Annotated in this window: 9 protein-coding genes and 1 pseudogene; all 10 read left to right on the top strand. The window is 58.7% G+C overall.

Annotation, left to right across the window (positions count from 1 at the left end; all coding sequences use genetic code 11):
• Positions 1 to 382 precede the first annotated feature (382 nt).
• Positions 383 to 2,239, top strand: coding sequence for an ABC transporter permease (locus tag J2045_RS06440; RefSeq protein WP_307370664.1), 1,857 nt, complete (start codon positions 383 to 385; stop codon positions 2,237 to 2,239).
• The gene (locus tag J2045_RS06435) at positions 2,239 to 3,369 is read left to right on the top strand and encodes an ABC transporter ATP-binding protein (protein ID WP_307370661.1); all 1,131 of its coding nucleotides are present in this window, start codon (positions 2,239 to 2,241) and stop codon (positions 3,367 to 3,369) included. The genes J2045_RS06440 and J2045_RS06435 overlap by 1 nt, the downstream gene beginning before the upstream one ends.
• A 39-nt stretch (positions 3,370 to 3,408) precedes the next feature.
• The gene (locus J2045_RS06430) at positions 3,409 to 4,536 is read left to right on the top strand and encodes an ABC transporter substrate-binding protein (RefSeq protein ID WP_307370658.1); all 1,128 of its coding nucleotides are present in this window, start codon (positions 3,409 to 3,411) and stop codon (positions 4,534 to 4,536) included.
• Between the two features lie 23 nt (positions 4,537 to 4,559).
• Positions 4,560 to 5,699: an ABC transporter substrate-binding protein gene (locus tag J2045_RS06425; RefSeq protein ID WP_307371154.1), complete on the top strand. Its 1,140-nt coding sequence runs from the start codon at positions 4,560 to 4,562 to the stop codon at positions 5,697 to 5,699.
• A gap of 76 nt (positions 5,700 to 5,775) precedes the next feature.
• Complete coding sequence (locus tag J2045_RS06420; protein WP_370873027.1) at positions 5,776 to 6,873, top strand: ABC transporter substrate-binding protein; 1,098 nt, start codon at positions 5,776 to 5,778, stop codon at positions 6,871 to 6,873.
• Between the two features lie 57 nt (positions 6,874 to 6,930).
• Positions 6,931 to 7,833, top strand: coding sequence for an inositol monophosphatase family protein (locus tag J2045_RS06415; RefSeq protein ID WP_307370656.1), 903 nt, complete (start codon positions 6,931 to 6,933; stop codon positions 7,831 to 7,833).
• Between the two features lie 44 nt (positions 7,834 to 7,877).
• Positions 7,878 to 8,546, top strand: a complete 669-nt coding sequence (locus J2045_RS06410; RefSeq protein WP_307371150.1) for a dual specificity protein phosphatase family protein — start codon at positions 7,878 to 7,880, stop codon at positions 8,544 to 8,546.
• A gap of 142 nt (positions 8,547 to 8,688) precedes the next feature.
• Positions 8,689 to 8,883, top strand: a pseudogene (locus tag J2045_RS06405) (hypothetical protein); the annotation flags it as partial.
• 248 nt (positions 8,884 to 9,131) lie between these two features.
• Positions 9,132 to 10,031 (top strand): helix-turn-helix domain-containing protein, encoded by a 900-nt coding sequence (locus J2045_RS06400; RefSeq protein WP_307370648.1) that lies wholly within the window; start codon positions 9,132 to 9,134, stop codon positions 10,029 to 10,031.
• A 117-nt stretch (positions 10,032 to 10,148) separates the two neighbouring features.
• On the top strand, positions 10,149 to 12,320 hold the full coding sequence (locus J2045_RS06395; RefSeq protein ID WP_307370646.1) for a TonB-dependent receptor: 2,172 nt from the start codon (positions 10,149 to 10,151) through the stop codon (positions 12,318 to 12,320).
• The last annotated feature ends 2 nt before the right edge of the window (positions 12,321 to 12,322 follow it).

Here is a 12,322-nt window from a genome sequence, read left to right as displayed (position 1 = left end):
GAGCCTGTCTCCAATCAAGCTGCCAAATCAACATCAGCAATGATCGCGCGTGCATAAATGATGAGAATTTCTCCAATATAACATAATAAAAACAATAAGATAAAATAATGACCGCGTGTGCAAATTTATGATTGACAAAACGCCACATAGGATTGATCATCCACGCTATCGCAGGATCAAAGGGGGATGAATTCCACCGAGTCCGCGACAGGGGACGCCTATGGGCGTTCGCGCAGGTGTGGCGGGTCGGGAAACCCGTCGGGAGGATTGAATACATCGCAGAAGGCTATGCGCTGGAGACTGCTTGTTTGCAGTCCGAGTGACAAAGCATTCGTGTGTCTTCCGATTGGGGACCTTGCGGTGGATGGCCGGTGGAGGAAACATGGCTCTTCTAAGTGAAGCAACCAATGCGGAAAGTCCGCTGGGGCGTAAGGTGTCCAGCGCGCCTTCAGCGTGGCAGGCCTGGCGATATCGCCTGAAGGTCGCAATGCGCGAGCCGACCACATTGATTGGTATCCTCATCGCCTTGCTGTTTACCTACCTGATCGTCGTGCCAATCATCTCGATCGTGTTGGATTCCGTGATGGTGCAGTTCGGCCATGAGCGCCGTCTGGGCAAGGATGTGGGGGCTCTCACGTTCTACTACATGGATCGCGCGTTCTTCTCGCCTGTGGCAACCGACCTGTTCTGGCGACCTCTCCTCAACACCCTGACAGTTGCCTTCGGTGCGATAGCGCTGTCGCTGGTAATCGGCACCATCCTTGCCTGGCTGATCAGCCGGACCGATATGTTCGGCCGTCGCTGGTTCGCGACCGCACTGATCGTGCCCTACATGCTGCCCGCCTGGACCTTTGCGCTTGCCTGGACCACGTTGTTCAAGAACCGGACCGTGGGCGGCCAACCGGGCTGGTTCGAGGCTATCGGCCTGACGCCTCCGGACTGGCTCGCTTATGGGCGCTTTCCGATCATCATCATTTTGGCCTTGCATTACACCCCTTTCGTGATCCTGCTGTTTGGCTCTGCGCTGCGTCGTTTCGACAGTCAGCTTGAGGACTCCGCCCGCATTCTCGGCGCAAGCCGCTACCAGGTCGCCATCCAGATCATCATGCCGTTGATGCGGCCGGCGCTTATGTCGTCCATGGTGCTGATCTTCGCGAAGTGCCTCGGTGAATTCGGTGTGCCTTACGTGCTCGGCTTGCCTGTGAAGTTCGAGGTGCTTTCAACCTCGCTGTTTCGCAGCATCGCCTCACGCCAGACCGGCGTCGCAGGTGTCGTGGCAGCGTCGATCATGCTGATTGGGATCATTACGCTGATGATCGATGCGCGACTGGTCCGCGAGGCGCGGCGTTTCGTGACCATCGGATCCAAGGGTTCGATGAACCGTCAAAACCGTCTTGGAAAGCTGCGTCTTCCGGCAACCGGCTTTGCCGCAGCGGTCTTCATTCTGAGCGTCGGCATGCCGCTGCTGACACTCGTCCTCTCAACAGTCATGAAAGTGCCGGCGCGGTTTACACTCGACAATTTCACCCTCGATTACTGGATCGGCACAGATCTTCACACGGTTGCCCTGAAGACCGGAATTCTTCTCAGCCCCGACCTCTGGGCTGCGGCTAAGAACACGCTGATGATCGTTGGCTTCGCGTCCCTGGTCTCGGGTGTCCTCGGTCTGCTTGTCGGCTATGTCGTCATCCGTACGCCGGTCCGTAGCCTTTCGGTTTTTCTCCGTCAGGTGACATTCCTGCCCTATCTCGTTCCGGGCATCGCGTTCGCCGCCGCTTACCTTTCGCTGTTTGCTGTGCCCCGCGGCCCCATGCCCGCACTCTATGGCACGGTGATGATCCTGATCCTGGCACTGATTGCCGATCAGATGCCCTATGCATCGCGGGCCGGTATCTCTGCCATGACGCAGCTGGGCAAGGATCCGGAAGAGGCAGCACAGATTGCGGGCGCCGGCTGGTTCCGTCGGATGGTCTCCATCGTGATCCCGATCCAGAAGGGCTCACTGGTCACCGGCGTGCTGCTGCCGTTCATCTCGGGCATCAAGGGTCTCAGCCTGTTCGTCATCCTGGCGGTGCCGAGCACTGACGTCCTGACAACTTTTTCCCTGCGCCTGGTCGACTATCATTACACCCAGGCTGCCAATGCCGTGGTGCTGATTATCGCTGCGATTGCCTATTTCGGCACGCTGCTGGCCCAGAAGCTTACCCGCACAAATCTTGCAGAAGGACTTGGAAGCTGATGCCTACCATCAACCTACGGGGTGCACAGAAGAATTATGGTGTCGCTGCCGCGAATGCCGTTGCCGATCTCGACCTGGAAATCCGCGATGGTGAATTCATGTGCCTGCTTGGTCCCTCCGGCTGCGGCAAGACCACCACGCTGCGGATGATTGCCGGCCTGGAAAACCTTTCCGGCGGAGAGATCAAGGTCGGTAACAGGGTCGTCGATTCCGTGCGGGAAGGCATCTTTGTCCCGCCGGAAAAGCGGGAGATGGGTCTTGTGTTCCAGAGCTATGCGCTTTGGCCTCACCTTACCATCGAGCGCAATACGGACTTCGGTCTGCGGTTGCGCAATCTGCCGAAAGCCGAGCGCGAGGCCCGTGTCGAGCGCGTCATGCAGGCCCTCGATATTGCCAAATACCGCGACCGTTATCCTTCGCAGCTGTCCGGAGGCCAGCAGCAGCGCGTGGCGCTTGCCCGTATGCTGGCCGTCAATCCGGGTGTGCTTTTGCTCGATGAGCCGTTGTCGAACCTCGATGCACGGCTGCGTCTCGAAATGCGGGCGGAACTCAAGCGGCTGCACCATGAATTCAAGACTACGATCGTCTTCGTGACCCACGACCAGTGGGAGGCCATGACCCTGGCCACCACGATTGCCGTGATGAACGAGGGTACCTTGCAGCAGATGGGGACGCCGAACGACATCTATGATCGACCGGCCAACCGGTTCGTTGCGGAGTTCGTCGGCAGCCCGCCCATCAACATCCTGAACTTCGGCAAGCCGGGGGCCTCAGACATTGCCGATCAGGCGGAAGCTTATCTCTCGGCGAAGTTTCCGCAATTGCGGGGAATAGGTTCGGTTGGCCTGCGGCCCGAAGCCATGAGCTACGCGACCAGCCGGGAGAAAGTGCCCCAAAACAGTTTCAGCGCCGAAATGACGGTCACGGGAGTGCTGCCAACCGGTGGAAGCTGGATCCTCGAATTGAAGAGCAAGAACCACACGCTCTTCCTTACCACCCACGCATTGCCGCGCATCGACAGTGGCGAGCGGGTTTTCGTGCACGCGCCGCCTGACGCCATCCATGTTTTCGACTTGCAGGGGAAGCGGATCAGTGAAGCCGACACAGTCCTTATGGACAACCGAAACTGAATTCAACGGGTTCTAGACGTTTGCTGGAGGAGGAGCAGTATGACGCAACAAATGAAAAATGGCAGGAGCCGGCTTTTCGTGACGGCCGCGCTTTTGACGACGCTCGGAGGCACTGTACAGGCGGAGGAGCCTTTCAACCTCGATGCTCTGATTGAAGCGGCCAAGGCGGAAAAGCCGATCACTGTCTATGACAGCACCGGCAAGATCGTCGACATGGCGCAGAACTTCGCCGCGAAATACGGACTTGCTGCTGAGGGCTCGAAGGTCAAGGCGACCGCACAGCTCGAGATGATCATTCGCGAGGCCCGCGCCAACAACATCCAGGGCGATGTGTCGATCATCAGCGATGCGCCCGCGGCGATGGCTCAGCTCATTCCGCAGGGTTTTGCCGAGAGTTGGCTGCCGTCGGATCTGGCCGACAAGATCCCGGCTGAATATCAGTCACCGCTCACCGTCGTGAACAGCGCCAATGTCTGGGCTTACAACACGGAGCTATTCGACAAGTGCCCTGTCAGCAACATCTGGGAGCTGACCGAGCCGAAGTGGAAGGGCAAGGTGGCCATGCAGGATCCGCTCGGCAAGGCCTCCTATGTGGACTGGTTCAATCAGATGGCGAGCCACGGTGACGACAAGGTGGCCACTGCCTACAAGGACTTCTACGGCAAGGATCTGGAGACGGGCGGCAAAAGCGCCACAGCCGCCTGGATCAAGGCCCTGGCGGCCAATGCTCCTCTGTTGACCGATGCAGATGCGGCAGCAGCTGAAGCCGTTGGCGCGCCCGGACAGACCGAGCCCTTCATGGGTTTGATGAGTTCCGCCAAGTTTCGCGACAATGCTGAGAAGGGCATGAAACTCGGCCTTTGCAAGGATCTGAAGCCTTGGCTCGGCTGGCTCTATCCCGGTGTCGGGCTGATCACAAAGGGGACGGACAGCCCGAACGCGGCCAAGCTTTTCATCCATTATGTCATGACGGAGGAGGGGATCGCGCCGCAGGCGGCAGATGGAAAGATGTCGACGAACAGCGACGTCAAGCTGCCGGCCAACGAGCCGTCCGGCATCGGTTCCGCCCTCGACCAGGTGATGCCCTACAGCATGGCGACTGCCCTTGAGGATTGGGACGCGCGCGAGGACTGGCAGGACTTCTGGCGGATGAACTACCAAAAATGAAAAAGCTATTGGGAGCAAACATGATGACCACGACCACGCGGATCAAGACCTATCGGCATGCGACAGCCGTTTGCGCCTTTGCCCTGACGCTTTCTGCAGCCTTTGGCAGCAGCGGGCATGCTGAAGACGCATTCAATCTCGAAGCATTGATTGAGGCTGCGAAGAAGGAGCCGCCGATCACCGTCTATGCCGTCACCGGCAAGATCGTCGATACGGCTCAGGCCTTCACGGCCAAGTACGGGGTTCAGGCGAGCGGCAAGAAGGTCAACGAGGCGACCCAGGTCGAACTGATGATCCGCGAATTCCAGGCGGACAACGTCGTGGGTGACGTCAGCGTCGCGACCGACGTTGCCTCGGCCATGGGCGAACTCCTTCCTCAGGGCATCGTCACCAGCTGGACGCCGCCGGATCTTGCAGGCGACATCGGCGAAAAGCTGCGCGATCCCTTGGTCGTGGTCTCCGACCCGCACGTCTTTACCTACAACACGGAGAAATACGACAAGTGCCCAGTAACCAATATCTGGCAACTGACGGAACCGGAGTGGAAGGGCAAACTTGCCATGCTCGACCTGTTCGACAAGCCGCTTTATGCCGATTGGTTCAATCAGATCGAGACCCATCACGATGCTGACGTGGCGGCGGCCTATGAGGCGCTCTACGGCAAGAAGCTCGATACCAGCGGTGAGACGGCAACAGCGGCGTGGGTCAAGGCGTTTGCGGAAAATGCGCCTCTTCTGACGGACTCTTCGACCGTTGCGGAAGCAGCCGGTGCGCCAGGTCAGGCGGATCCGTTCTTCATTATCACCTCGACGGCGAAATATCGCGACAACGAATCCAAAGGTCTGAAACTTGGCCTCTGCTCGGGTGTTCAGCCTTTCACCGGCTTTCTCTATCCCGGTTTTGGTCTGATCGCGGCCAAGACCAAGAGCCCGAATGCCGCCAAACTCTTCGTCCGCTATCTGATGACAGAGGAGGGCATCGCCCCACAGACGGCAGATGGCAAAATTTCCGGCAAGTCCACGATTGGCCTTCCGTCAAACGAGCCTTCGGGGGTCGGCAAGCACCTCGGAGAACTGATGTCTTTCGACCCGGCGACAGCGGCCGACGACCTGGATAAGCGCGAGGGTTGGCAGGATTTCTGGCGGGTTAACTACAAACAGTGAGGTCAGGGGCAGCTGGGCCCCGTCTGCTTTTTCCTTGGGAGGGGAAGTCATGAGGAATAGAAAAAATCTGCTGGGCATGTTGATGGCCACCAGCCTTCTCGCAGGCCTACCAACGGCAGGTTTGCATGCCGAGGAGGCTTTTGATCTCGACGCCTTGATTGCCGCTGCAAAGCAGGAAAAGCCGATTAATGTCTACGATAGCACCGGCAAAATCGTCGAGATGGCGGATAACTTCAGCGCGAAATACGGGCTGAAGGCAACGGGCATGAAGGTTTCGGCCAACAGCCAGCTCGAGATGATCATTCGCGAAAACCAGGCAAACAATGTGCAGGGTGATGTGGTTCTGATCACCGACGCCCCGGCCGCTTTGGCGCAGCTCCTTCCGGAGGGGGTTGTCGAGAGCTATCTGCCTGCCGACATGGTCGGGAAGATCCCGGGTGGTCTGCAAAACCCGCTGGCGATTTCGACCAATGCCAATGTCTGGGCCTACAATACCGAGGCTTATGACAAATGCCCTGTCAGCAACATCTGGGAACTGACCGAGCCGAAGTGGAAGGGCAAAGTCGCCTTTGTCGATCCGCTGACCAAGGGAAGCTATACGGACTGGTTCAACCAGCTCGAAACGCACGGCAACGATAAGGTCGCGGCAGCGTACAAAGTGCATTTCGGCAAAGATATCGAGACCACCGAGAAAAGTGCCGCGGCTGCCTGGATCAAGGCGCTGGCGCAGAATGCGCCGCTGGTTACGGATGGTGACGACCCGATAGCGGAAGCGGTCGGAGCCGCAGGCCAAAAGGAGCCCTTCTTCGGCCTATTGAGCTCGGCCAAGTTCCGCGACAATGCGGACAAGGGATATAAGCTTGGCATCTGCGATGATCTCGATCCCTGGATCGGTTGGACTTACATCAAGCTCGGGCTGATCGCGTCGAAGACGCAGAGCCCGAATACGGCAAAGCTCTTCATCAATTATATCCTGACAGAAGAGGGGATCGCGCCGCAGATGAAGGACGGAAAGCTTCCGAGCAATACGGACATCAAGATGCCGGAGAATGAGCCATCCGGCCTGGCCAAGGTTTCCGACAAGCTCTTCGGCTACGACGCGGCAACGGGTCTCGACGATTTCGATCGGCGCGAAGAGTGGCAGGATTTCTGGCGCGTCAATTACTCCAAATGATGCCGACCGGCGCGGTTTCGACTGCGCCGGTTTTTACATTGAAAGGTAAGGATTTTCATGTTGGACCACCCGTTTCCGGCAAGTTCGCCATCTGTGTTGCAAGACGCACTTGTCCGCTCTCGCCGATTGATGGATCTGGCAAAAGCCGCAGCTCTCTCTGTCCGTGAACCGCTGCTGGATGCGTTTCGCTCGACAATGGTTGTCGACTACAAGGTGGACCTGCACGACATCGTGACGGTCCATGATAAACGCGCGGAAGCCACGATCCGTGCGTTCATTCTTGAGCGCGAACCTTCTTCGGCCATCATGGGTGAAGAGGGCGGCCAGATCGGCAGCGGCGATATTCAGTGGTATGTCGATCCGATCGACGGTACGGCGAATTTCGCCCGTGGCCTTACCTTCTGGTGTGTCTCGATTGCAGCGGTCATCGACAATGAAGTCGTTGCAGGCGCAATCTATGACCCCATTGCGGACTTGATGTTTTCAGCCGACCTCGGCTCGGCGTATCTCAATGGTGAACCGCTGCGCTCCAGCGCCGTCGCCAGCGAGGCGCAGGCGACCCTGATCACCGGTTATCCGGTCTCGCGGGACTTTCGTATCGATGGGAGGGACGAGGCGCTTGCCAATATGGGCATACTCGTCGAGACCTTCTCGACCCTACGCCGTCCCGGAAGTGCTGCGCTCAGCATTGCCCATGTGGCGGCCGGCTGGGCCGATGCTGCAGCAGGTTTCGGTGTTAACGCCTGGGATGTCGCAGCCGCCGCCCTTATCCTCAGGAAGGCTGGTGGGCGCTACGAAGCCTTGACCCTCGGCAAGGTTGCTCTGGGCTCCCCGGATTATCTTTGCCCCGGCTATATCGCGACAGGCGAGGGAGCAGATTATCCAACGCTTGATCGTGTCGCACGGTCGATCTCGCAAACCCGTATCGACAAGTTCGTCCAGGCGAAGGTTGAAGCCTGATGAGCGGTTTTCGGGCAGAGGGGGCATCACCTGCGGAGAATGAGATGCAGAGAACTCAAGGAAATGGAGAGGAGACACCGGAGCACGGTGAACTGCCTACCCTCAGTCTCATCTATGAGCATCACCCGACCTACGGCGTCGATCTCTTTATTTCGGGCAAGGAAGGAGCAAGCGACCTTGATTTGCTTCGCCGCAACGGCATCACGACGGTTGTGAATTGTGCGGTCAATCTCGACTTCAACTACGTGCGGCAACCGCAGGCGGTGTCAGACCCTCAGGGTAGCATCTTTGGACCGGGGGAAATCCGCTACTACAAGATCGGCCTGATCGACGGCGCGGGAAACCCCGAAACTCAGATGGTGGCGGCCCATTATATCCTTCGGGCCGCACTTGAGCAGGTCATGCCGGACAAGCCGTCCTATCCGAGGCGTGAGCGCGGAAATATCCTCGTCAACTGCCGTGGCGGGCGCTCACGCTCTGTCGCCGTGGTGGCGCTTTTCCTGCACCTCACACTGCCAGAAGAGTTTCCGACGCTGGACGCGGCCATAGCCCTTATCCGAAAGCGTCGCGAGTTGCCCGCAAACGAGTGGTACAAGGCGCCGAAGCCAGTCCTTGCAGATGCCGCCCTGCAAGCTGCTCAGTGGATTCGGGCAATCGACGCAGCTGCTCACCCTGATCCGCTGCCTGACGCCGTTCTGCGCAATGTCATCTAGTTGATGCGCCTCACAAGGTGGAACCCGATGCCTCAACATTGACGCGCATTAGTCAGCTACAGAGCTTGGACTGATTAGTCGAGTTGCCTTGTCATCTGTGATGCGGTGTCTCGTGAATTCTCCGCTTTGAAATGCCCTCTAGAGAATGGCGGCATTCGTGAACGTCCCCGAACTGATCGCCATGTTCCGCGCCTTCGCCGATGTGGTGATGCCGAAGGATTTGCGGCAGTACGTCAAACTACCAGAGATCACGACAGGCAAGGGGCAGATCGTGACCGCAGCACCAACGCCTGCCTTCGAGGCCTACCAGCAAATCCTCGAAACCCGCATCAAGGCGACCTGCCGCGACCAGATTGGACTACATTGAGGATCACTCTTGCCGGGGGAAGGTTGGGTATAGCTCCGAACTTAAGCCTTCAACGAATTCCGTTGCCAAGGCATTCGCCGTCTGGGCCGTCAGCTTTCCTGAAGTGCGGGATTGCCGTTTTGCACATCGTTTGACAGAACGATAAAGATGATTGAATTAATCAACTTATCGGATGTGCGGCGATCATTGAATTGCCGACCGGGTCAGGGGACGGGTGCATGGAGACCGACAACGCCGCGGACGGGGTTTCCGCCAGACTTGCCGACGAGGCGCGGCGTTGGCGTCAGGTCAAACCTGGCATGTCGATCGGCGTCATGGATGTGCAACTCGAGGTGCCAGTTCGCTATGAAAGCCGGACGTTCCCGGCGATTTGCCTTTCGGTGGTTCTCGAAGGATTTGCGATCAACAATATGGAGGCTCTTGAGGGTGGTTTCTGCCCGGACGAAGTCTGGGTTACCTCAACAGGTGAAAGCGTACCCACAAGTATGACGATCCACGCCGAGCGGCCGGTGCGGGTGGTCGAACTGCTGTTGATGCCGCATTGGGTCGCGGACAATCGCCAGCGGATGGCTGGCGACGTCGCGTTTCAGAACATGGCACAAGCCATGAGCCAGCCGTTGATGGTGCGCCGCCTGAAGCTTGATGCCCGCTTGCGGCAGATCGCCTGGTCGGCATTGCGACCGCCGGTCTCGGGCGCCTTCGTGAACGAACACCTGGACGCCTGCGCGCTCAACATGCTGTGCATTCTCGCCGAATATTTTCAGGCCACCAAGAGCCCGACTCCTGCCGATAGGCTTGGCGGCAAGGGGCTGGAGCGCATGACCGAGGTGCGGCGCCATATTGACGCTGATCCTGTGGCGGTGAACTCCCTGGTCGAACTGGCCTCTCGTTTTGGCCTGAGCCAGAGCGGCCTGAAGCGGGATTTTCAGCGGGCCTTCGGCGTCACCGCTCGCGACTATCTTTTCGAGCGGCGCATGCTCATCGGCCGCAACGCGATCCTCCGTGACCGTCTGACCATTGCCGAGGCCGCCTACAGGGCAGGTTATGAGCACCCCGGAAATTTCACCGCTGCCTTTACGAAACACTTTGGCTATCCACCTAGCCGATTGAAAAATTGAATCTTTTTAAAGTAGATAAACTTCATAAGGTTTTTGCCGAATCGCATAAGTCATGACCGTCGACGAGCCTGTCTCTCTTCCCGATAATCCGCCCCAATCGCAGACTGGGGACATGACATGAGACTAGGACTTCACCTCGCCGCTCTTCTCGCTGGCGTCAGCCTGCCGATCTCGGCACTCGCGCAGGATACTGGGGAAACGGTTCTCGACACGATTACGGTGACGTCGCAGAAGCGGGCCACCCAAAGCAAGGACGTGCCGGCGGGCCTGTCCGTGGAGAAGGGCGAGGACCTGAGGCTGAAGAAAACCGGCCGGAGGGAGGAGGCAATCGCCGAAACGCCGAATGCCGTAACCGGGGCGGCGACGGCAAAGCTCTACACCTCCTTCACCGCCATTCGCGGCGTCGGTTCGGCGTTGATCGAGAGCGATTCGGCGGTCGGGCTCTATGTCGACGGTATCGGCATCGGTTCCACGCAGGCGCATAGCGGCTCTCTGCTCGACGTCGATCGCATCGAGGTGATGCGCGGTCCGCAGGGTACGCTTTATGGACGCAACAACATTGCCGGCTCTGTCAACATCATTTCCAATCGTCCCGATCCGGAAAAGACAGGCGGGGAGATCGGCGTCGACTACGGTTCGCGCGGCACCGTCACCTCCACCGGCATCTTCAATACCCCGATCGGCGATGGTGGCTGGGCGGCGCGCGGCGCACTGTCCGTCGCAAAGACTGGGGGCTTCATGACCTCTACCATCATCGGTGACGATCTCGGCGACGGCGAGGATCTTCATGGCCGCCTCAGCATCGCTGGCGATGTCACCGACAATCTGGAATTCATCGGCGGCGTGGATATGGAGCGGCAGACCCTCGATGCGGAGATGTTTGGCATGCCGGAGGCCGATTTCCTGGCGGGCAGCAACAGCGTCGCCATCGATGATCCCAGCCGCATCAAAAGCAATCTGACGACCGTTTCGGGGCAGTTCACCTATCACTTGGAAAATGGCGACAAGATCGTCTCCCAAACCGGCTTCCAGAGGAGCAAGGTGGAAGTTAGCGGGAATGGCTTCCCGGTCGATTATTTTGCCGCCTACGACGCCTTGTTTCAGTCTTATGGCTTTCCAGGTTTTCGTTACCGGTCGGAAAATCCCTATGACGGTGCCTACCGTCAGTTTTCGCAGGAGCTGCGCTATGTCTCCGAGGGGAACGAGCGCTTCGACTGGGTGGCCGGGCTTTATGGCGAATACTCCTCCGCCACGCGCGAATACGGTGCAAACAGCAGCTTTACAGGTGGCGAGGCGACGCTCTACAGCCGCGGCGAGACCGATACGAGTTCGGTTTCGGCCTTCGCTGACGGCACATACGAATTGACCGACCGCTGGAAGCTTTATGGCGGTCTGCGTGTCGGCTATGATCGGAAGCACTTCGACTATGACCTTGACGCAAATGCCACGGCAACGATGCTCGGCCTGACCGGTGCCTTTGCCCCTGGCTATTCCGACAGCCGGTCTTCTACCTATGCGACGCCGCGTGCCGGCCTCCAGTTTGCCGTGACCGAAGACGTCAACCTCTATGCCGGCGTTGCGACCGGCTACAAGTCCGGCGGCTTCAATGCCGGTTTCGTGGGGTCCGGCGACGAGGGCGCTTATGGTGCGGAAAAGCTCATCAGTTATGAAGCAGGGCTGAAGGCGGAGGACATCGGTGGACGCCTGAGCGTCGATGCCTCGGTGTTCTACATCGACTGGCGCGACCAGCAGGTTCAGGGCTTCAATGCCATGACCAGCACGACGCCGCTGATGAACGCGCCGCGCAGCGAGTCATGGGGTGGTGAGATTACCGGGCGCTTCCAGGTGACCGACCAGTGGAGCGTACGCGCTTCCACCGGCTATGCCGATGCCATCTACAAGGAGTTCACCAATGCCCGTGCGCTCGATGGGTCGGGTTCGGTAGATGTCAGCGGTAACCAGCAGCAGTTTGTCTCCAAATTCACGGGCTCAGCCGGGATCGATTACCAGTGGGAAACCGGTTGGCACGATCTGGTCGGCAAGGTGGGCGTCTCCTACCAGTACCGGTCGGCCTATTACTTCGACGTGCAGAACACCATCCGGCAGCCGGGCTACGGGCTCTTCAACGCCTATGCCGCGCTGGAGAATGATCGATACACCGCCTATGTCTACGCCAAGAACATCGGTGACAAGCGCTATCGCGTCCTGGCAGCCGATCTCGGACAGGGGACGCTCGTTACCGCCGGCGATCCGCTGACGGTTGGCGGTGGACTGAAGCTCAAGTTCTGACC

The organism is Peteryoungia aggregata LMG 23059 (genome assembly GCF_030814435.1).
Taxonomy (GTDB): Bacteria; Pseudomonadota; Alphaproteobacteria; order Rhizobiales; family Rhizobiaceae; genus Allorhizobium; species Allorhizobium aggregatum.
This window is presented reverse-complemented; position numbering and strand designations above follow the sequence as displayed.